The following is a 21,937-nucleotide window of genomic DNA, read 5'->3' on the forward strand; positions in this document are numbered from 1 at the left end:
ACCACCCTGAGCACTCAGCCCCGCCGTTACCCGGGTCTCTGGTCCATGCCACCCAGTCCCGGCTCCTCAAAAAACGCCTGCACGTCGGCGAGCTCCCGCGTGCGCGCGAACGGCGGCAGCGACGTCATGAAGGTGCGCCCGTAGCTCTTGTTCACCAGCCGCGGGTCGCACAACACCAGCACGCCACGGTCGGTTTCGCTGCGAATCAACCGACCCACCCCCTGCTTGAGCGCGATCACCGCCTGCGGCAGTTGTTCGTCGCGGAACGGGTTGCCACCGTCGCGGCGGATCGCATCCAGGCGCGCTTCGAACACCGGGTCGTCGGGCGCGGCGAAGGGCAGCTTGTCGATCACGACCACGCTCAAGGCGTCGCCCACCACGTCCACGCCCTCGCGGAAACTGGCCGAGCCCAGCAGCACGCCATTGCCGGAATCGCGGAACCGCTGCAGCAAGGTCGCGCGCGGCGCCTCGCCCTGCACGAACAACGGCCACGGCGCGCCGCGCAAGGCTTCGGCCGCTTCGCGCAGCGCGCGGTGCGAGGCGAACAGCAAGAACGCACGACCGTTGGAGGCTTCCAGCACCGGCGTCAGCGCGCCGATCAAGGCAGTGCCGAAGCCGCGTGCGGCCGGATCGGGCAGGTTCGGCGGCAGGTAGCACAAGGCCTGGCGCGCCCAATCGAAGGGGCTGGGTTGCAGCAAGGTCACCGGATCGCTCAGGCCCAGCCGCTGCGCGATGTGGTCGAACTCGCCCCCCACCGCCAGCGTGGCCGAGGTGAATACCCAGGCCGCGTGCGATTTTTCGCGGTGTTCGCGTAGCGGGCCGGAGACATCCAGCGGCGTGCGCTGGCAACGGAAGCCGCGCGGGCTGAGTTCGTACCAGAGCACATCGTTGTCGACCACCGGTTCCGGCGGATCCAGCGCGAAATCGGCCACCGGCAGGTCTTCGCCCAGCCAGCGCGACAGGCGGTTCAATGCTTCCTGCGCACGTGCCGTGCAGCCGTCGAAACCCGGTGAGGCCTCACGCAACGGCAGCAGGGATTCGCCCAACCGTGCCAGCGACGACAGCACGGCGTCGAACCCTTCGCGCACCTGCGGCTTGGCCAGCGCACGCCATTGCGTACCGCGCGGCGGCAGCCCTTCCATGCCGGCACGCAGGCTGCGCAAGGCCTCATCCAGCGCCAGGATCGGTGCCTGCAAAGTTGCCTGCGCGCCGGCAACCAGGCGCGCTTCGACCATGCAATCGCGTGCCAGCTCCTGCCACGGCCGCATGCCGAAACTTTCGCCGAAGAAATTGGCCGCCAGTTCCGGCAATTGATGCGCCTCATCGATGACGAAGGCCTGCGCACCGGGCAGGATTTCGCCGAAACCTTCCTGCTTGAGCGCCAGGTCGGCCAGCAGCAGGTGATGGTTGACCACCACCAGATCGGCCGCCTGCGCGCGCTGGCGCGCCTGCACCACGAAGCATTCGCCGTAGAACGGGCAGTCGGTGCCCAGACAGTTGTCGACGGTGGAGGTCACCATCGGCAGCAGCGGCGAGTCGTCCGGCAAGGCGTCCAGCTCGGCCATGTCGCCGAACTGGGTACGCCCGCTCCAGGCCACGATGCGCTGGAACTGCGAGACCTGTTCGGGCGAGGCAAAGCGCGGTTCGCCACGCGCCTGCTGGGTGCGGTACTTGCACAGGTAGTTGGCGCGCCCCTTCAGCAACGCACTGCGCAGCCCCACGCCCAGCGCTGCGCGCACGCGTGGCAGGTCGCGATGGAACAGCTGATCCTGCAGCGCGCGCGTGCCGGTGGAGACGATGGTCTTGAGCCCGGACAGCAACGCCGGCACCAGGTAGGCGTAGGTCTTGCCGGTGCCGGTGCCTGCCTCTGCCAGCAGCACATCGCGCTGCTCGAACGCTTCGGCGATGGCTTCAGTCAGCCGCAATTGCGCAGCGCGTGGCGCGAACGCGTCGAGCTGGCGCGCAAGCGCCCCGCCCTCGCTGAGCGCTTGGATGCTGGCAGTGGCAAGTTGGGACATGGGACCGAACGAAAAGCGGGCAGGAAGCAGAACAGCCTATCGCGTGCGCGATGACGCTGCCTGGGTTGGGCTTGATGGATCGGGCGTATCCCCGCTGCTGCGCCGGCAACCATCGGGTGCACTGCCCCTGCTTGCTGAAGCCGCACTGCACATCTGGGCGCACCTCGCCAGCTTGGCCGCGACGTGCTCAGGCATCCTAAAGCGCGCAACGGACGCGGCCACACCAGGCATCGAGCGCGCCTGCCTTGCGGTGTGCGCAGTCGCTCCGATCGCCGGCCTCAGTACCGCTTCACGCCCGGCACGGTGCAACCGGCAATCTGCGCCTTGGCAGAGGCGGCGTTTTCCTTTTCGCCACGCGCCAGGCGCGACTGCTCGATGGTCGCCCAATGCCGACGGCACAACGGCCCGGTCTTGGACCCCAGGTCGATCGCCTGCTTGGCGAAGCGTTCGGCCGCCGGCCAGTCGGCCTGCAGCACCGACACTTCGGCGCGTTCCTGCAGGATCGCCGGATCGCCCGACACCAGGCCCAGCGCCTGATCCAGGGCGGCAGCGGCGCCAGCCAGATCGCCGGCCTGGCGTTTGCTCTTGGCGGTGTCGCGCAAATCATCCACCTGCGGGTCGCGCAGCGGCTGCACCGACAGTTCGGTGTCGTCCGCGCCGGCTTCGCGTTCGATCAGCAACAACCGCTGGGTCGGCGTGGTCGGGTCCACCGGGGTCGGCGGCGGCGCGGGCGGTGCGCTGATGCAGGCGGTGAGTGCGGCCAGGACGCCGATCAGGGCGAGCAAACGGTGCATTCGGTTCATGGGGTCATTCCAATCAACGCGTGGGTGGAGCCGCGGCAGGAGCGGCGGCAGGTTCTTCGGACTTCTTTTCCAGACCGAAGAAGCGGCGCCAGCCACCGCCGCTGGATTGTTCGGCAGGTGCGGCCGCCTCGCCGGGCGCAGCTTCGATCGACGGTGCATTGCCCGCGCACGGTGCGTAGGCCGGCGTGAAGCCGACCACGAATGGGAACTGGCGCGCGCCCGGACAGCCCGGGTCGGTCACGCCGGTGCCGCTGGCGTCCACCCACTGCCAATCCAGGCCCTTGCCGCTGACCTTCAATGGCGCACTCGGCAGGCGGGCGAAGATGCTCGACCACACCCGCATCGCACCGGTGGCGCCATACAGGCCGGTTTCCGCGTTCTGGTCGTTGCCCATCCAGATCACCGCCAGATGGTCGCCGGTGTAGCCGGCATACCAGCTGTCGCGGCCGTCGTTGGAGGTACCGGTCTTGCCGGCCGACGACAGGCGCCCCAGGCCATCGCCCAGCAACTGGCGCGCGGTGCCACCGCTGACCACCTGCTGCAGGCCGATGCTGATGAGGTTGGCGGCCACCGAATCGCCTTCCTGCGCCGGCGCCGGGGTCTTGTCGTAGCGCTTGAGCAGCTTGCCCTGCGGGTCGAGCACGCCGCGCACCGCGTGCAGTGGCTGGATCTCGCCGCCGGCTGCCAGGAATTGATACAGCTGCGCCATGCCATACGGGCTCTGGTCGGCGGTGCCCAGGATCAGCGCCGGATTGGGCTCGGCCTTGATACCGGCCAACACCTGGATCAGCTGGGCGATGCGGTCGGCGCCGACCTGCATGCCCACCCGCACCGTGGCCTGGTTGTAAGAATGCGCCAGCGCATCGACCAGGCGCACCGTGCCGTGGCTGCGGTTGTCCGAATTGCCCGGCGACCAGGTCTTGCCGCGGCTGAGCTGCACGGTCACCGGCGAGTCGTCGACCCAGCTGGACAGCGCCCAGCGGTCCGGCGAGGCCAAGGCCAGCATGTAGACGAACGGCTTGAGCAACGAGCCCACCTGGCGCTGCGCTTCCACCGCACGATTGAAGCCCGGCTTGGCGACATCGCGGCTGCCGACCACGGCCAGCACATCGCCGTTATGCACATCGGTGAGCACCAATCCTGCCTGCAACGGCGGGCGCTTCTTGTTGTCCAGCCGCTTGATGGTGCCGGTCACTGCGCCTTCGGCATACGCCTGCGCCGACGGCGACATGCCGGTGAGCACGCTCATGCCGGCGCCCTGCAGCACGCCTTCCGGATAGTCGTGCGCCAGCTGGCGCCGCACCAGGTCCACATAGGCCGGGAAGCGGTTGGCGGCGACCAGGCCGGGCTCGGTCGGCACGCCCAACAGCGCAGCCAGCGCGCGCTTGTATTCGGCGTCGTTGATCAGATTGTTTTCGTGCAACTTGCCGAGCACGAAATTGCGCCGGTCCAGCGCGCGTTCCGGGTTGCGCCGCGGGTCGTAGTACGACGGCCCCTTGACCAGCCCGATCAACAATGCGATCTGCTCGGTGGTCATCGAATTGAGGTCGCGGCCGAACCACAGCTCTGCGCCCGAGGACACGCCGTGGATCGCCTGGCCGCCGCGCTGGCCCAGATACACCTGGTTGAGATAGGCCTCCAGGATGGTGCGCTTGTCGTAGCGCGCCTCCATGATCACCGCGTACAGAATCTCGTTGAACTTGCGCGTGAGCGTCTGTTCCTTGCCGATGCCGAGCAGGCCGCTGCGGGCCAACTGCTGGGTCAGGGTACTGGCGCCCTGGCGGACCTGGCCGCCGGAGCGCGCCATGATCCAGGCCGCACGCACCATGCCGCTGAGATCGATGCCGTGGTGGCTATTGAAGTCGCGGTCTTCCACCGCCTGCAGGCCGGTGACCAGCAGTTCGGGCACTTCTTCCATGCGCACCAGGCGGCGCTCTTCCTGCTTCTGGCCGTACAGGGTGGCGATGCGCGCCGGGTCCAGGCGTGCGCTTTTGAGCGCCTTGCGGTCGCCGGCGTCGCGCAGGCTGGCCACACGCCCACCGGCCAGGCTGACTTCGATACGGCGCGCCGGCACGCGTCCATCCACATCGATGTAGCCGCGGCTGGCGATGGTGAAGCGGCTACCGTCCTGCTGGTAGGTGCCGGCCAGCGTCGCCTGACCGTCGTCGCGGTACGACGCCGCGTCCAGTTCGGTCTTCAGGGTGGCCGCATCCAGTGCGTTGCCCGGCACGAGCACGAGCGGCCGGCCGTACACGCGGGTCGGGATCTGCCAACGCAGTTCGCCGAAGCGCTGGGTGACCTGCTTGTTCAGATACATCGTGTAGGGAATCAGGAAACCGAGCGCCAGCGCGAATGCGGCAAATCCCCAGACGATGAGTCTGCGTTGCCAGCGGGAGCCTTGCGCGTTGGTGTCGTCCTCGAAATCGTCGGGAGCGTCGTTGTCGTGGCGTCGGGGCACAGGAATGCGAGAATGTAGAGTCCGGCGAGTCTAGCAGCGCGGTCATGGCTGTGACCTGCCGAGCCCGTCGGCCGTTAAGAGCGGCTAACAAAACGACCGATGCTGCTTCGCTGGGCGCGACGTGTCCTCGGCGGCAGCAGGCATGGTTCGTACACTGCGCTGGCAGATGCAACGATTGCCTCGACCCGCGCGCTGCTCGCACCGTTCACTGCCATACCACGCTGGAGTTCCAACGCAATGTCGATGTCTTTGGCCGATGCGCGCTATCTGTTCAATCGCGTCCTCGGCCTGATCCACCGCAGCGTGGCCAGCATGCGCACGCGCGGCTGGCGCGCGACCTGGCAACGCATTCGCGTGCACACGCAGGCGCCTCCAGTCGCCCTGGGCACGCCGCTGTGGCTGCCGCAGGCCGCCCCGTTTGCGGCGTTCGCGCTGCCGCACAGCGCCACCCCGCGGGTGACGGTGGTGATCCCGGTCTACAACCACATCGCGCACACCTTGGTCTGCCTGCGCGCACTGGCGGCGCATCCGCCGCTGCTGAGCGCGGAAATCATCGTCATGGACGACGGCAGCAGCGACGCCACCGCTGAACAGCTGCCGCAGATCGCCGGTCTGCATTACCACGTGCGTGCGAGCAACGGCGATTTCATCGCGGCCTGCAACGACGGCATCGCGCTGGCGCGCGGCGAGTTCGTGGTGCTGCTCAACAACGACACCATTCCGCAGCCCGGCTGGCTGGACCGGCTGATCGACACCTTTGCCCGGTATCCGGCCGCCGGCCTGGTCGGCGCGCAACTGGTGTACCCGGACGGGCGCCTGCAGGAATCCGGCGGCGTGGTGTTCGCCGATGGCAGCGCCTGGAGCTACGGCCGCTTTGAATCGTCCGAGGACCCGCGCTATGCGTATGTCCGCGCAATGGACTACTGCTCGGGCGCGGCCATCGCGCTGCCGCGTGCGCTGTTGCAGACACTGGGCGGGCTGGACCGGCGCTACATGCCGGCGTATTACGAAGACACCGATCTGGCGTTTGCAGTCCGCGCGGCCGGCTATCAGGTGCTGGTGCAGCCGGCCAGCGTAGTGGTGCATGACGAGGGCACCAGCAACGGCACCGATACGCGCACCGGGGTGAAGGCCTACCAGGTGCGCAATCAGGGCGTCTTCGCCGAAAAATGGCAGCAGCCGCTGAAAACGCAGTTGCCGGTCGGCACCGTACCCGGGCCTGCACTGCTGCACCGCCACCAGCGACAGGTGTTGATCCTGGACGAGTGCGTGCCGCAGCCGGACCGCGACTCAGGCTCGCTGCGGCAGTTCAACCTGATCCGCCTGCTGCGCGAGGAAGGCGCGCATGTCGTCTTCGTGCCGACACGCCGCGAACACGCCGGGCGCCACACCCAGGCATTGCAGCAGCTCGGTGTCGAAGTCTGGTACGCGCCGTTTCTCGAAGGCATCGGCAGCTGGCTGCGCAGCCATGGCGCGCGATTTGCAGTGGTGCTGCTGGTACGCCACCACGTGGCGCATGCCTGCCTGCCGTTGCTCAGGCAATACGCGCCTCAGGCGCGCAGCTTGTTCGACACCGTCGACCTGCATTACCTGCGCGAACGCCGCGGTGCCGAGCTGGCCGGCGATGCCAACCTGCTGCGCAGCGCGGAACGCACCCGCCTGCGCGAGCTGGAGATCATGGCGGCCACCGATGTCACCGTGCTGGTGTCTGCCGCAGAACAGGCGCAACTGCGCGCCGATGCGCCACACATCCGCACCGCCCTGCTGTCCAACCTGCATGAAGTCGCCGGCAGCGGGCATCGCTTCGCGCAACGCCGCGACCTGGTCTTTGTCGGCGGCTTTCGTCATCCGCCGAATGTGGATGCGGTGCAGTGGTTCATCAGCGCCATCTTTCCGCAGGTCCGTGCGCAGCTGCCCGACGTGGTCTTCCACTGCATCGGTGCCGACCTGCCTGACGCCCTGGCATTGTTGGCTGACGAATGCCCCGGCGTGCAGCTGCATGGCCATGTTCCGGACCTGGTGCCGTTCATGGACAGTGCGCGTATCGCGGTGGCACCGCTGCGTTTTGGCGCTGGCGTGAAAGGCAAGATCAATCTGAGCATGGCGCACGGCCAGCCGGTGGTCGGCACCACCTGCGCGGTGGAAGGCATGCACCTGCGCGACGGCGAGGATGGCTGCGTCGCCGACGATGCGGACGCCTTCGCCGCGGCGATCGTGCGGCTGTATCAGGATGCGGCACTGTGGCAACGTCTGGCCGACAACGGCTTGCGCAACGTGGCCGAACATTTTTCGCTGGAGGCGGCGCGTGACACGGTGCGCGCGTTGTTTATTGCCGAGTGAGCAGATGGTTGGGAACGACTGCTCGGATCGTTGCACCGCCAAACGCCGCAGTCCGCGGCTTGATGGGCGATTGATCCGCCTGCGCCGCACCGGGAGGCTTCGCATTTAGCCTCATCCGCCCCTTCGGGACATTTTCTCCTGGTGGGAGAAGGGAGTGTGCGTGGCAACGCGCATGGCGTGTTTGTTGCGGGGGCTGCACCGCATGGTTCACATGCGTCTGCAGCACGCGTTGCATCTGATGCAACCACGGGGGCTTGGAGCGTGAGACGGTGTCTGCATTTGATGCAACACAGGCCCTAGACCGTGGGACTGCGCACGCCCGGCTGGCTCAGAAGTTGCCCGTATCGCCGGCAACCGCTCACCGCTGCTCGGCCACCGCCTTGACCCGCCGCGTGAATTCGGCCAGTTCCGGCAAGCCCGGATCCAGCTGATGTGCCTCGTCCTGTGCACGGCGGGCGAAGGCTGCGTCTTCCTGGCCCAGCCGCTCGCTCCCGACCGCCACCCAGCGTTGTGCAAGGCGGCGGCGCGCACCGGCCAAGGCATCGGCATTGGGTGTCAGCGCCTGCCAGGCATCCAGGCACCCGCGCGCGGCACGCAGGCGGTTGTTGCGCAGTTCGTCCTCGAAACACCGCTGGCTGGCTGGCACCACGCGCGCCGCTGCCTGCAGCACGCGCGGATCGCGCGGCGCCAGCGCCTGCGCGGCACGCACGGCGTCGTAGGCGCTGGCGCCGGGCGGCGTCATCCAGTGTTGCTGCGCTTCGGCATCGGCAACGCGCTGCAGCAATGCCCGCAGACGGCGCTCGCGCGTGCCCCGCGACAGGCTCGCGTCCGGGCCGCGCTGGGCGTCGCGCGCGCGCGCAATCGCTTGCTCGGCCTGCACGGTCGATGCGGCGCCGGGCACCAGAAGCTGCGCCTGACGCAAGGATTGCAACGCATCGTCGAAGCGGAAATCCGCCGCCTGCCGGCCGGCCTGTGCGGCGTACTCGTCCGCCACCTGGTCGCGGCCCCGCTGGGCACTTGCATCGCCAGGTTCGGCAGCCAGCACCGCGTTGAAATCGCGCGCAGCCGGAGCCAGGCGACCGCGGCGCAGCAAGGCCTGCGCCCGCTGGCGCCGCTGTTCCAGCACGCGGTGGTACTGGCCTTCGGTCAGCGGCATGTCGACATGCCCGGCGTCGTACCGCTTGGCCGCGGCCAGCAACGCCGACGCCTCGCCGAGCGCATCGCGCGCCAGTGCGTGGCGTGCCTGCGCCAACAGGTCGGTCAAGGCGTCTTCGCGGCCTTCCAGTGCGTCGGTGCGGTCGGGCGCCAGGGTCAGGATGCGTTGATAGAGCGGCAACGCACTCTCCGGCGTGCCGTCTAGGCGGCCCTGCTGCTGGGCAAGCGCGGCCTGCGCCAGCAAGGCATCCAACCCGACCCGACGCGCCTGCAGCGCGCGCAGCCGCGCCGCGACCGGGGCGATCTGCGCCTGCGGCACCTCCAGGGCGCCTGCCAGCGCCAGCGCACGCTGCGCTGCCTCGGCATCGCCTGCTGCAACCGCTGCCCGTGCCTGCGCTACCGCAGCAGCGCCGGTGCGCGCCAGCCCGGTCCGGGCTTCGCCACGGTCGCTGTCCAGTGCAAGTGCGGCGGCGAACAGTTCCCGCGCACCGCTGCCGTTGGCGGCGCTGAGCTGACCGCGCGCCAGGGCCGCATCGCCCCGCTGCAACAATTGCTGGATGCGCGTGTCCGGCCACAGCCAATCGGCCAGCGGCTTGCGCAGCACGACCACAGTGAGCAGCAGGCAGGCGCACAGCGCCAACACCATGCGCCAAAGCGCACGGCTGCGCAGTGGCGCCCAGAGGCGGGGCGATCTGGCCCAGCGCGGGAGCGGAGACATACGGTGGCGTCCATCCTTGGCGCGACCTGACGGGGACGCGTTCACCGCCTTATGGTAGCGGTGGAGGTTGCGAAGGCGGTGTGGGCTCTTCGGGAATCGGGAATCGGGAATCGGGAATCGGGAATCGTCAGGCAAGCACGGCGCCCTCACCCTTATGTGCTGTGTTCGGATCGGTAGGCGCTGGCAAGATCTTCAGCACTCAGCCCAGCCGCCGCACCTCGCTCACCCCGGGCAACGCATCCAGCTTGCCGAGCAGACTGGACAGCTGGTCATAGTCGCTGACCTTCAAGCGCAGCCGCAGTTGCGCCCTGCCGGTATCGCGCACGTTGTCGCTGTTGATTTCCAGCACGTGCGCGTCTTCCTGGGCGATCAGGTTGGTGATGTCCTTGAGCAGCCAGCGGCGGTCCACCGCCCGCACCTGCACATCCACTTCGTAGCCGCTGCCGGCCTTGCCCCACTCCACTGGCAACACCCGCTGCGGGTGGGCGGCGGCCAGGCGCGCCAGTGCCGCGCAGTCGGTGCGGTGCACGGTGATGCCGCGACCACGGGTGAGATAGCCGGCAATCGGTTCGCCGGCCACCGGCTGGCAGCAACGCGCCAGCTGCACCAGCAAATTGCCCACCCCCTCGACGGTGAATTTGGATTTCCCCAATCCATCGCGCCGCGCGGTCGGCCGCGGGGGCGCCGGTACTGCCGGCTGGGACGCGGCACGCTCGGCTTCCAGCAACGCACGGCTGACCTGGTTCGGGCCGGTATCGCCCAGGGCGACCTGGATATACAGCTCATCAATATTTTCGGCGTGGAACTTGCGCGCGGCCACGCTCAGATCGGCATGCTGCAGGCCCAGGCGCTTGAGCTCGCGATCGAGCAAGTCCTTGCCCGCCTGCACGTTGCGTGCGCGGTCCAGCTTGTGGAACCAGGCGCGCACCTTGTCGCGCGAGCGCCCGCTAGCCAGAAAGCCGTTGGAGGCCAGCAGCCAATCGCGGCGCGGATCGGCTTCCTTGGCGGTCATGATCTCCACCCGGTCGCCGCTGCGCAGCCGATAGGTGAGCGGCACGATGCGGTCGTTGACGCGCGCGCCACGGCAGCGATGCCCGACCATGGTGTGCACGTGATACGCAAAATCCAGCGGCGTGGCACCTTGCGGCAGATCGATCACCTCGCCCTTGGGAGTGAGCGCATACACGCGGTCTTCGATCAACTCAGCATCCAGCGCGCCGGCCAGTTCGCCATGCTCGCCCTCCTGCACCTGCTCCAGCAGTTGGCGCATCCACAAAATCTTGCGGTCGAATGCCTTTTCGCCGCCCTTGCCGCCTTCCTTGTATTTCCAGTGCGCGGCCACGCCGAGTTCGGCCTGGGCGTGCATTTCGAAGGTACGGATCTGGATTTCGATCGTGCGCCCTTCCGGGCCCACCACTGCGGTATGCAACGAGCGGTAGTCGTTGGCCTTGGGCCGGGCGATGTAATCGTCGAACTCGCTCGGCACCGGCGCCCACAGCGAATGCACCGCGCCCAACGCGGCATAGCACGCCGCCACGTCCTCGACCATGACCCGCACCGCGCGGATGTCGTACAACTGGTCGAACGACAGCCGCTTCTTCTGCATCTTTCGCCAGATGCTGTAGATGTGTTTCGGCCGCCCGCTCACCTCTGCGCGCAGGCCCTGCTGGGCAAGCGCTGCCGACAAGGTGCGCTTGACCGCTTCCAGGTAGCGCTCGCGCGCCACGCGGGTTTCGTCCACTTCGCGGGCGATGCGGCGATAGGTCTCCGGCTCCAGATGCCGGAACGCCAGGTCTTCCAACTCCCACTTCACCTGCCAGATGCCCAGCCGGTTCGCCAGCGGCGCGTGGATGTCGCGCGTGAGCTGGGCCAGCGCGCGGCGCTCATCTTCGCTCAGGCGGTCGGCAACGCGCATGCGTGCCAGCTGACGTGCCAGCAGGATCGGCACCACGCGCAGGTCGTGGATGATGGAAAGCAGCAACCGCCGCAATCCTTCGCTGTTGCGCCCGGCCTCGCGTCCGGCGTGCAGCGCCCAGACCTGATCGGCCGCATCCAGGCCATCCAGCAGGCCTTCCACCGCCACCCGCCGCTCCGCCGGCTGCCACGGCAGGCTCGCGATCGCGCCACGCAAGGCAGGCAAATCGAACAGCAGCGCTGAAATCAGGGTGGCTTCGTCGGCGGCCAGCAGCGCCAAGGCATCCAGGGTGTCGCCGAGCAATGCCCACGGCACGCTATCGGTCTGTGCGGGCGGCAGGTCCTGCCAGGCCCGCGCCAGCGCGTCGCGTACTGCCGGTGCGATCGAGGCCACGGCCGCACGCTGCAGCAACGCCTGCAGGCGATCAAATGAGGAACTGGTCACAGCGGTGGGCACGGCGGCGGGCAACAACGGGGAGCTGATGACTACGGTAACGTGCGCGTCACCTTCTCCACAACGCGTTTTACCAGGCCCCCCACTGCGCAGGACGACGCGCGTGCTTATGCCAGGTTCACCCCGCAACGTCTTGATTCGTCAACGGCCGCAGCGAAAAGCGGCACGGCGCGGCAAACGGAAATCGGAACCTCTGCGCCTTTTTACGTGCCCTTTACAACTACGCTAGACCGCCTGCCTATGCTCGGGGCACGTCGTGCGTTGCATCCAGCAGCCAGCGACGTTTTTCCCAACTGCGAGGTAGCCGTATGAAGACCTGGAAGAAGCCTGTCGTTCGTGAAGTCAATTGTGGCGCCGAAATCAACTGCTACGTGTCCGGCGAGTTTTGATCCTGCACGTTTCACGCTTAACTTGCCGCCCTTCCTTTTGATGCATGACCGGCAATTGCCGGCAGATTAGGTCCCGTTCTCCATGCGCATCATTGTTTTGGGATCGGCGGCCGGCGGTGGGCACCCGCAGTGGAATTGCCATACCCCCGCAAGCCTGCGGGCATGGCAGCAGACAGACGGTGCCCAGCGTCGTACCCAGGCCAGTGTCGCGGTCAGCGCCGACGGCGAGCGCTGGGTGCTGATCAACGCCTCTCCCGATTTCCGCCAACAAATTCTTGCAACGCCGGCGTTGTGGCCGCAGCAAGGGCTGCGGCATTCGCCGGTTGAGGCGGTGCTGCTGACCAGCGGCGAGATCGACCACATCGCCGGGCTGCTCTCGATGCGCGAAAGCCAGCGGTTTTCGTTGCATGCCAGCCGCCGCGTGCTGGATTTGCTCGCGCAGAATCCGATTTTCGACGCCGTCAATCCGCACTACGTAAGCCGACAACCGTTCGCGCTGGACACACCGTTGGCGCTGTGCGGATTAGCGCTCACGCCGTTTTCGGTGCCCGGCAAGGTGCCCTTGTTCATGGAATCGCGCAGCGGCGGCGACCTGGCTGGGTCCGATGAAGAAACCCTCGGACTCACCATCGACGATGGCCGCCACCGCATGCATTACATTCCCGGCTGCGCTGCGATGACCGACGCCTTGCGTGCGCGCCTGCAGGGGGCCGAACTGGTGTTCTTCGACGGCACGTTGTGGCGCGATGACGAGATGGTGCAGCTGGGCATCAGCCAGAAGACCGGCCAACGCATGGGCCATATGAGCATCGATGGCCCCGACGGCACCATCGCCGCATTCGCACCGTTGAACGTGGCGCGCAAGATCTTCATCCATCTCAACACCACCAATCCCGTGCTCAACAGCCTCTCGCCGGAGTTCGCCAGCGCGCGCGCCAGTGGTTGGGAGGTTGCACATGACGGCCTGGAGATCGACCTGTGACCGCCCTGCTCAGCCCCGACCAACTGGAAGCGGACCTGCGTGCCATCGGCGCGCGCCTGTATCACGACCAGCATCCATTCCATGCGCTGTTGCACCACGGCAAGCTCGACCGAGGCCAGGTGCAGGCCTGGGCGTTGAATCGCTTCGAATACCAGCGCTGCATTCCGCTGAAGGACGCGGCGATTCTGGCGCGCATGGAAGATCCGGCGCTGCGGCGGATCTGGCGGCAACGCATCCTCGACCACGACGGCAGTAGCGCAAGCGACGGCGGCATCGCGCGCTGGCTGCACCTGACCGACGCGCTGGGCCTGGAGCGCACGCTGGTGGAGTCCGGGCGCGCGCTGCTGCCCGGCACGCGCTTTGCGGTGCAGGCGTACCTGCAGTTCGTGCGCGAAAAGAGCCTGCTCGAAGCAATCGCCTCGTCGCTGACCGAATTGTTCGCGCCCAACATCATCGGCCAGCGCGTGGCCGGCATGCTCAAGCATTACGACTTCGTCTCGTCCGAAGCGCTGGCCTATTTCGAGCATCGCCTGACCGAGGCGCCCCGCGATTCGGATTTCGCGCTGGACTACGTCAGGCAGCATGCCGATACGGTCGAAAAGCAGGCGCTGGTCAAGGCCGCGCTGCATTTCAAGTGCTCGGTGCTGTGGGCACAACTGGATGCACTGCACGTGGCCTACGTAGCGCCGGGCATCGTCTGGCCGGATGCCTTCGTGCCGGACCGCGACGCCGGCCGGGTCGCGGCATGAGCGGCATTACCCGCGACAGCCAGCCAGCCTTGCGTGCAGGCGTGCGCCTGCAACACGACCGCGCGCGCGATCAATGGGTGCTGCTGGCACCCGAACGCGTGGTCGAGCTGGACGACATTGCCTTGGTGATCGCGCAACGTTATGACGGCACGCGTTCGCTGGCGCAGATCGCGCAGGAGCTCGCTGCACAATTCGATGCGGACGCGGCGCAAATCGAAGCGGACGTGATCGAACTCACCGATACCCTGCATCAGAAGCGTTTGCTGCGGCTATGAGCACCGCGCCGCCACCGCTGTCGGTGTTATTGGAATTGACCCACCGCTGCCCGTTGGCGTGCCCGTATTGCTCCAACCCGATCGCGCTGGCGGCGCTGCGCGAAGAGATGGACACCGCAGGCTGGCGCTCACTGTTGCAGCAGGCCGCCGACATGGGCGTGCTGCAGGCGCATTTTTCCGGCGGCGAACCGATGCTGCGCAAAGACCTGCCCGACCTGGTCGCCCATGCGCGCGCGCTCGGGCTGTACAGCAACCTGATCACCTCCGGCGTCGCTGGCGGCGAGCCGATGCTGGACCAACTCCAGGCGGCCGGGCTGGAACATGTGCAGTTGAGCGTGCAGGACGTCGATGCGGCCGGTGCCGACCGCATCGCCGGCTATCGCAATAGTTTGTCCAAGAAGCGCGAATTCGCCGCCGCGGTCCGCGCCCGCGGCCTGCCGCTGACGATCAACGCGGTACTACACCGCCATAACGCCGAACGCGTGCCCGGCATGATCGCGCTGGCGCTGGAATGGCAGGCCGAGCGCATCGAAGTGGCGCACACCCAGTACTACGGCTGGGGCCTGCGCAACCGCGCTGCGTTGATGCCCAGCCGCGCGCAACTGCTGGCCACCATCGACGCGGTGGAAACCGCGCGTCGCCAGCTCGGCGACCGCCTGGCGATCGATTTCGTCACGCCCGATTACTACGCGCGCCAGCCCAAACCCTGCATGGGCGGCTGGGGCCAGCGCTTCGTCAATATTTCCCCGCGCGGCGACGTGCTGCCCTGCCATGCCGCCGAAACCATCGAGGGCATGCGCTTCGACAATCTGCGCGAGCGCTCGCTGGCCGATATCTGGAACAACGGCGAGGCATTCGTGCGCTTTCGCGGCACCTCATGGATGCCGGAGGTGTGCCAGGGCTGCCCCAAGCGCGAGATCGACTGGGGTGGCTGCCGCTGCCAGGCGCTGGCGCTCAGCGGCGATGCCGCCGAGCTGGAGTCGGCATCGCCGGCGCCGGCCTTCGTCTACCGCCGCCCAGAACGCCCGGCACCATCCACCGCCGACACGCTGGAGTAAGCCGCGTCGGCCGGCGCCAACAGCGTCTACACTAGGCCCCTCTTCTTCTTTGGATGGCTTCCATGTCGCTTGCGCGCCGCATTCCCTTGCTGGTTTGCCTGACCGTGGCGCTGCATGCCGCCCCCGCCCTGGCGCAACGCGCGGTGCAAGGCGACCTGCAGTCGCAGATGAGTGCCGAACAGTTCAAGGCCGCCGGCCTGGACAAACTCGATGCCAGTGAATTGGCCGCGCTCAACGATTGGCTGCAGGGTAAGGTCGCCAAGGAGGCTGCCGTGGTGGTCGAACAGGCCAAAGAAGCCGGCCGCCAGGAAGTGATCGTCAAGAACCGCGGCTTCTTCGACTTCGGCAGCAAGGAGCCGATCGAGAGCACGATGGTGGGCGACTTCAAGGGCTTTGCAAAGGGCCGCGTCTACACGCTGGCCAATGGTCAGGAGTGGGAACAGACCGATGCCGCCAGCCTGTCCGGCGTGCGCAAGGACGCACCCAAGGTCAAGATCAAGCCGGGTCTGGTTGGCGTGTGGTATCTGCAGATCGAGGGTTACAACACCCCGGCTAAGGTGCGGCGGATCAAGTAAAGGCACCGGCCAAGCTTGCGCGGCTGCCGAAGACGTCGCCGCGCCTGGCATCGGCACGCGCGGCGCGACTCCCGCCGCTGGGCGTTGCGCGTGCGAGATCGCAATCCCAGCCGCTTCAGGTCGCTCGCTGCAGAACAGCGCATGCGCAAAGCGGCGTGGGTGACGACAGACGCAGCGCAAGCGTCGGTGCACACCCGCAACGCCCAGGCGCAGCCAACGCGGCGCGCCGAATCATCGCAACTCGGCATCGCGCAGATGCAGCCCATTGCCGGTCGCGACAGGTGCCGTGGTCCTTACCGTCAGGGACCACGCGTACACTCGTGCACACACTGCGCCCCCCGCCGCTGATGCGACCGCTGACTGCGTTTTTCCCACGCGATTGGTCGCAGCAATCGCTGGCCACACGCACGGTCTCTGGAGAACATGCATGCGCTCGATGACCTATTGCAGCCTCGCCCTGTTATCGTCCCTGACACTCTTTGCAGGCGTCGCGCCCGCTACCCCCACCGCATCTGCTGCGTCGCCGGCGGAGCGCTGCGCCAATGCGCCGGAGGTTGGCTTCGGGCAAGCCCTGGTGTGTTACCACGATGCCATCGAACAACAACCGCTGACCTATACGCGCGTTGGCACCAGCAGCGTTGCCGGTGTCGAGCGGCGCGACTACCTGCTGACCTCACAGGACTGGTCGCCCGAGGGACTGGTCACGCCGGCGCGCTGGCAGCATGACGTGGCGATCTACGTGCCGAAAGCGGCCTTGCCCACGCGCGCAGTGTTGATCTCAACCAACGGCACGCGCCATCCAGTGGATGGCGGTACGGCGCAGCCGGCCAGCGAGTTGGCGCCCGAGGCGCTGGCGGCGTTGGCGCAACGCACCCGCACGGTGGTGATCGCGCTCAGCGACATTCCCAACCAGGCGCTGACCTACCAGGGCGATGCCAGCCCACGCCGCGAAGACGACAGCGTGGCCTATAGCTGGTCGCTGTTCCTCAAGGCACCGCAGCAGCGCAAGACAGTGCCGCTGCACGTGCCGATGGCGGCCGCGATTGCGCGCACCATGAGCCTGGCCGAGCGTGAACTGGCCCCGCTGCGCATCCATCGCTTCGTCCTTGCCGGCGCCTCCAAACGCGGATGGGCCAGCTGGCACGCAACCATCGCAGACCGGCGCGTGGAGGCGGTGGCGCCATTGGTGATCGACATCCTCAACATGCCGGCAGTGCTGGAGCATATGTTCCGCACCTATGGCGGCAACTGGCCGATCGCTTTCAACGCCTATGCAAAGCAGGGCATCACCTCACAGCTGCAGACCCCGGCCTTCGCGCAGTTGGTGCAACTGCAAGATCCGCTGAGTTATTTGCATACGCCGTACCGCACGCGGCTGGCGGTGCCCAAGTACATCGTCAATGCCAGCGGCGACGACTTCTTCCTGCCGGACAACACCCAGTTCTTCTACAACGCGCTGCCCGGCGCAAAGGCGCTACGCGTCCTGCCTAATAGTGCGCACAACATCCGCGCCTCCGTCGTCGATACCTTGGTGCCGTTTATCACGCGCCTGCAGCAGCAGCGCCCGTTACCGCAGGTAAGCGATGTGTTGCGCACGGGCGAAGCGCCGCAGATTCGCTTCCGCTCCTCCGAGCAGCCAACGCAGCTGCAGCTATGGAGTGCACATAATCCACAGGCGCGCGATTTCCGCTACGCCTGCGGCATACGCTACAGCGCCACGCCGATTGCGCTTGCTGGCGGCGGCACGGTCACGGTACCGGTGCAGATTCCGGAGAACGGCTGGAGCGCGTATTTCATCGAAGCCACTTACGCAGACGGGTTCGTTGCCACCAGCCAGACCTATGTGCTCGGCAAGCAGCGCTACCCCACCCAGGCACCGCCCACCGATCATGCGGCCTGCAGCACGTTGCCTGGCGTGATTGCCGGTGCTGCGGTGCGCTGACGCAGGCCTTGAAACAGGGTGGGCGGGCAATAGACGACGGAAGCACCTGATAGGCAGCTAAAGGCCATGCGCCGGCTTGCCGAGCCCGCTTTCCAGCATGCACCGCGCCCCGTTGGACGCATTTGTCCACTTTGCGCAACGAAGTCCGCATAGACAACGCCGAACGGCGCATTTTTGCACTTGAGCACGCCACCAAGATCGATCCAACCCGACTGATCCATTGACATCGTTGTCACCAACTCCTACACAGGCCCCTACTCGCTGACGGCATCTGCCGCTCAGACGGACCAAAGGACTGAATGTGGCTGCGATTTCGCGTTCCGCTTACGCCTCTGCCTCGCCCGATGTCCCCGTTGCCACCAGCTTCGTCGCTGCCGATGTCGGTGGCACGCATGTGCGTGTCGGGCACATGCTGCAGGCGCGCGATGCAGCCATCGAGCTGTCGCATTACCGCACCTATCGCTGCGCCGAATACGCCAGTCTCCAGGCCATCCTCGAGGATTTCCTGCAACAACGGCGCGGCGTCGATGCGGTGGTTATCGCCAGTGCGGGCGTGGCGCTGGACGATGGCAGCTTCATCAGCAACAACCTGCCCTGGACGATCTCGCCCAGCCGCATCGGTGCCGCACTGGCAGTGCGCAACGTGCACTTGGTCAACGATTTCGAGGCGGTGGCCTACGCAGCGCCGCAGATGGAACAACGCGCCGTGCTGCAACTGAGCGGGCCGACGCCGCGCCATGCGCGTGCCAACGGGCCGATTCTGGTAGTGGGCCCCGGCACCGGCCTGGGTGCAGCACTGTGGATCGATGCCAAGCCACGCGCGATCGTGCTGGCCACCGAAGCCGGCCAGGTCGCGCTGGCCAGCACCCACCCGCACGAATATGCCTTGCTGCAACGCCTGTTGCGTGACCGGCACTATCTGCCACTGGAGCACGTGCTCTCCGGCCCGGGATTACTGCATCTCTACGCTGCGGTGTGCGAGCTGCATGACGCAACGCCGCGTCATCGCCTGCCCGCTGCGGTGACGCACGCAGCGCTGCACGAAGACGATGCGCTTGCGCGCGAGTGCCTGCAGATGTTTTGCGGCCTGCTGGGGAGCGCGGTCGGCGACATGGCGCTGGCCTACGGCGCTGCCGGCGGCATCTATCTGGCCGGGGGCTTCCTGCCGACGATCGGTCAGTTCCTGGCTGGCAGCACCTTTGCCGAGCGCTTCCTGGACAAGGGAAACATGCGCGCGGTGCTCGAACGCATCCCGGTCAAATTGGTCGAGCACGGGCAATTGGGCGTGCTCGGCGCAGCCAACTGGTATCTGCAGCACCACACCGACCTGTCGTAAGCGATCTACCACGCGCTCTACCCCGAGCGCGCGTCTGCAAGACCCCGCATCCGGCGAGCAGCAGCCCGCCGTCCATCCCTGTGCGTGATGAGGAGAGACATCATGAAATACAGCACCACCCTGCTGTCCAGCGCCATCGCAATGTCGCTGGCATTCGCTGCGCAAGCCCAGGACAGCGTCAGCACGCAAGCCACCGACCTGGATGCCGTCCAGGTGGTCGGCATCCGCGCCAGCCTGGAAAAATCGCTCGACACCAAACGCAACAACACCGGCATCTCCGAGGCGATCACTGCCGAAGACATCGGCAAATTCCCAAGCACCAATGTGGCCGAAGCGCTTTCGCAGATCCCTGGCGTGACGTTGGACAGACGCTTCGGGCAAGGCGAGCGCGTGAGTATCGACGGCACCGACCCCAGCCTCAATCTGTCGTTCCTGGACGGGCATCCGGTCGCGCAGGTGATCTGGCTCTACGGCGAACAGCCCAGCCGCGGGTTCGATTACACCCTGCTGGCCCCGCAGATCCTGGGCCGTGCGGAAATCCTCAAATCCTCCGAAGCGCGGCTGACCGAAGGCAGCCTGGGCGGCACGGTGCTGATGCACACGCGGCAGCCGCTGGACCTGAAGGTTAACGAAGTGGCTGCATCCATCGGCTACAGCTACAGCGACCAGGCCAGCCAGGGCAAACCCAACGCGGCACTGCTCTACAGCTGGAAGAACGCAGCGCAGACTTTCGGCATTGCGGTGTCGGCGCAGCATTACGAAGAGCGCGTGGACCGCCGCGGCATGGAAGTGTTCGGCTACGTACCGGCCAGCACCTTCGCCAATGCCGCAGGGGACGTGCCTGCCGATGCGGATGTGCCCAACTCGATCAACGCTGCCTGGTTCCAGCAGGATCGCGAACGCGACAGCGCGGTGGTCAACATGCAACTCAAGCCCAGCGAGGCGCTGGAGTTCAATCTGAGCGGCCTGTACATCAACGAGAACTTCGACAACTACAACCAGTCGGTGTACAGCTTCTTGACCTGGAATGCCGGCACGGTGGCGGCGGTGGACCAACTTGGCGACGTCCGTAACGGCGTGGTCAACAGTGGCCACTCCAGCACCAATGCCATCCCGCTCGGCGGCACGGTGATCTACGACAACAACGTGCGCGAATCGGAGGTGACGACCAAAGGACTGGACCTGCGCGGCGCCTTCCGCGGCGAGGGTTGGGGCGTGAACGGACAGGTGGGCCAGAGCAAGTCCGAGAACACCGACCTGTCGCAATACTTCATCGAGCCGTTCTACAACGGCGGCTTCAGCTGGGACACCCGCCGCGGCATCCGCTTCGACGATTCGGCAGCGGCACGTAACCCGGCCAACTGGGGCTCGGCCGGCGGCTGGTTCGGCAACAACGGCATCTTCTCCACCGAAAGCAAGGACACGTACGGCCAGCTGGATCTCAACCTGCAATTCGACAGCGTGTTCAATCAATTGCTGCTGGGCGTGCGCCACGGCAAGCATGACGAACGCTTCGAGCTCAATGTCTATGGCGGTGTCACGCCGGGCACCCTGGCCGACGTAGGCACGATCGGACTCACCGATCTGCAGGGGTTCTATCCCGATCACGGCCAACATCTACAGGCAGGTCGCAACAACGTGCTGAAATGGATCCGCAACAGCCCGGTCGATTACAGCGCGCCGGATCCGGCCAGCTACCTCAATAACAGCTGGGCGCTCGAGCAGACCAACAATGCGGCCTATGCGCAGCTGAATTTTTCCAGCGCAGGTCTGCGCGGCAATCTTGGCGTGCGCTACGTGGATTCCAAGACAGAAGGCAGCGGCTTCGTCTACAGCGGCACGCCCTCCCTTGCCGATGCCGGCAGCCTGTGGCAGACCCGCACCCGCAAGGAAGACTTTCTGCTGCCTTCGTTGACGCTGTCGTATGACACCAGCGACGACTGGGTGTTCCGCTTCGCCGCGGCCCAGGTCATCGCCTGGGCACCGTACAACCAGATGGTCAACAACACCTTCCTCAACGACACCACGTTGACCGGCAGCGGCGGCAATGCTGAGCTTTCGCCGTACGAATCCTGGAACTTCAATCTCTCTGCCGAATATTATTTCGCGCAGCAAGCGGTGGTGGCGTGGTCGGTGTTCTACAAGAAGATCGACAACTACATCGACACCAGCGCCGGCATCGAGCGCCAGTACAACGCACTGCGCGATACCGCACCGCAAAGTTGGGCGCAGCTGGTGGGCAGCAACGGCTGTACCGCCGATGGCTATTGCGACTACAGCATTCAGCGGCCGCGCAATGCCGGCGATGGCAAGGTCAAGGGCTTCAACATCTCCTTCCAGCAACCGTTCGGCGACAGCGGCTTCGGCCTGACCGCCAACTACACCTATGCCGCTGGCGAAAACAACACTGGCGATGCACTGCCCTACCAGTCGCGCAACAGCCTTGCCTTCAGCCCTTACTACGAAAAAGGCCCGCTCAATGCGCGGCTGACCTACAACTGGCGCGACAGCTACCTGGCCGGCGGTTATGTGGCAGGTGCGGCACCGGCCAGCGTGGACGATTACGCCGAGTTCGGCGCCAGCATCGGCTATGCGTTCAGCCCGAACTGGTCGCTGCAGGTCGATGCGCAGAACCTGCTGGACGAGGACTACCTGCAGTATCTGGGCGACAAGGACCATCTGGCCGGCCGCTACAAGAGCGGACGCCGCTACATGGCCAGCCTGCACGTGAAGTTCTAGCGCAGCCAGCACCGACTGCGCTCACCGCCAGG

The 21,937-nt window shown here is 66.5% G+C and carries 15 protein-coding genes; 10 read left to right on the forward strand and 5 right to left on the reverse strand.

Annotated features, from left to right (window positions below; all coding sequences use genetic code 11):
• Positions 1 to 26: 26 nt before the first annotated feature.
• From yoaA to mrcB, 3 genes are all read right to left on the reverse strand, one after another.
• Positions 27 to 2,018 (reverse strand): DNA repair helicase YoaA, encoded by a 1,992-nt coding sequence (gene yoaA, locus ACCQ03_RS15725; RefSeq protein WP_209225540.1) that lies wholly within the window; start codon positions 2,016 to 2,018, stop codon positions 27 to 29.
• Between the two features lie 278 nt (positions 2,019 to 2,296).
• Positions 2,297 to 2,821, reverse strand: a complete 525-nt coding sequence (locus ACCQ03_RS15730; RefSeq protein ID WP_017155554.1) for a hypothetical protein — start codon at positions 2,819 to 2,821, stop codon at positions 2,297 to 2,299.
• Between the two features lie 13 nt (positions 2,822 to 2,834).
• A complete protein-coding gene (mrcB, locus tag ACCQ03_RS15735; RefSeq protein ID WP_209225543.1) occupies positions 2,835 to 5,279 on the reverse strand; it encodes a penicillin-binding protein 1B in 2,445 nt (814 codons plus the stop codon).
• A 237-nt stretch (positions 5,280 to 5,516) separates the two neighbouring features.
• Here mrcB and ACCQ03_RS15740 point away from each other — a divergent pair, with 237 nt between their 5' ends.
• Positions 5,517 to 7,619: a glycosyltransferase gene (locus tag ACCQ03_RS15740; protein ID WP_372359827.1), complete on the forward strand. Its 2,103-nt coding sequence runs from the start codon at positions 5,517 to 5,519 to the stop codon at positions 7,617 to 7,619.
• Between the two features lie 358 nt (positions 7,620 to 7,977).
• Here the strand turns inward: ACCQ03_RS15740 and ACCQ03_RS15745 are convergent, their stop codons facing one another.
• Entirely contained in the window at positions 7,978 to 9,420 is a 1,443-nt protein-coding gene (locus ACCQ03_RS15745; RefSeq protein WP_057677674.1) for a hypothetical protein, read from the reverse strand.
• 271 nt (positions 9,421 to 9,691) lie between these two features.
• The gene (locus tag ACCQ03_RS15750) at positions 9,692 to 11,878 is read right to left on the reverse strand and encodes a RelA/SpoT family protein (RefSeq protein ID WP_209225547.1); all 2,187 of its coding nucleotides are present in this window, start codon (positions 11,876 to 11,878) and stop codon (positions 9,692 to 9,694) included.
• A 290-nt stretch (positions 11,879 to 12,168) separates the two neighbouring features.
• Between ACCQ03_RS15750 and pqqA the strand changes: the two genes are divergently transcribed.
• From pqqA to ACCQ03_RS15795, 9 genes are all read left to right on the forward strand, one after another.
• A complete protein-coding gene (gene pqqA, locus ACCQ03_RS15755; RefSeq protein ID WP_002812057.1) occupies positions 12,169 to 12,249 on the forward strand; it encodes a pyrroloquinoline quinone precursor peptide PqqA in 81 nt (26 codons plus the stop codon).
• Positions 12,250 to 12,331: 82 nt separating this feature from the next.
• Positions 12,332 to 13,231, forward strand: coding sequence for a pyrroloquinoline quinone biosynthesis protein PqqB (gene pqqB / locus ACCQ03_RS15760; protein ID WP_209225550.1), 900 nt, complete (start codon positions 12,332 to 12,334; stop codon positions 13,229 to 13,231).
• The gene (gene pqqC, locus ACCQ03_RS15765) at positions 13,228 to 13,980 is read left to right on the forward strand and encodes a pyrroloquinoline-quinone synthase PqqC (RefSeq protein ID WP_057679062.1); all 753 of its coding nucleotides are present in this window, start codon (positions 13,228 to 13,230) and stop codon (positions 13,978 to 13,980) included. The genes pqqB and pqqC overlap by 4 nt, the downstream gene beginning before the upstream one ends.
• Positions 13,977 to 14,255: a pyrroloquinoline quinone biosynthesis peptide chaperone PqqD gene (gene pqqD / locus ACCQ03_RS15770; protein ID WP_017155548.1), complete on the forward strand. Its 279-nt coding sequence runs from the start codon at positions 13,977 to 13,979 to the stop codon at positions 14,253 to 14,255. The genes pqqC and pqqD overlap by 4 nt, the downstream gene beginning before the upstream one ends.
• Entirely contained in the window at positions 14,252 to 15,313 is a 1,062-nt protein-coding gene (pqqE, locus tag ACCQ03_RS15775; protein ID WP_209225552.1) for a pyrroloquinoline quinone biosynthesis protein PqqE, read from the forward strand. Before pqqD ends, pqqE begins: the two co-directional genes overlap by 4 nt.
• Positions 15,314 to 15,375: 62 nt before the next feature.
• Positions 15,376 to 15,888: a hypothetical protein gene (locus ACCQ03_RS15780; protein ID WP_017155546.1), complete on the forward strand. Its 513-nt coding sequence runs from the start codon at positions 15,376 to 15,378 to the stop codon at positions 15,886 to 15,888.
• Positions 15,889 to 16,315: 427 nt separating this feature from the next.
• Positions 16,316 to 17,830 (forward strand): PhoPQ-activated pathogenicity-related family protein, encoded by a 1,515-nt coding sequence (locus ACCQ03_RS15785; protein WP_057679064.1) that lies wholly within the window; start codon positions 16,316 to 16,318, stop codon positions 17,828 to 17,830.
• A gap of 301 nt (positions 17,831 to 18,131) precedes the next feature.
• Complete coding sequence (locus ACCQ03_RS15790) at positions 18,132 to 19,166, forward strand: glucokinase family protein (protein ID WP_057679065.1); 1,035 nt, start codon at positions 18,132 to 18,134, stop codon at positions 19,164 to 19,166.
• 102 nt (positions 19,167 to 19,268) lie between these two features.
• A complete protein-coding gene (locus ACCQ03_RS15795) occupies positions 19,269 to 21,905 on the forward strand; it encodes a TonB-dependent receptor (RefSeq protein WP_209225554.1) in 2,637 nt (878 codons plus the stop codon).
• The last annotated feature ends 32 nt before the right edge of the window (positions 21,906 to 21,937 follow it).

This window comes from Xanthomonas sp. NCPPB 3569, from assembly GCF_041475645.2.
Taxonomy (GTDB): Bacteria; Pseudomonadota; Gammaproteobacteria; order Xanthomonadales; family Xanthomonadaceae; genus Xanthomonas; species Xanthomonas phaseoli.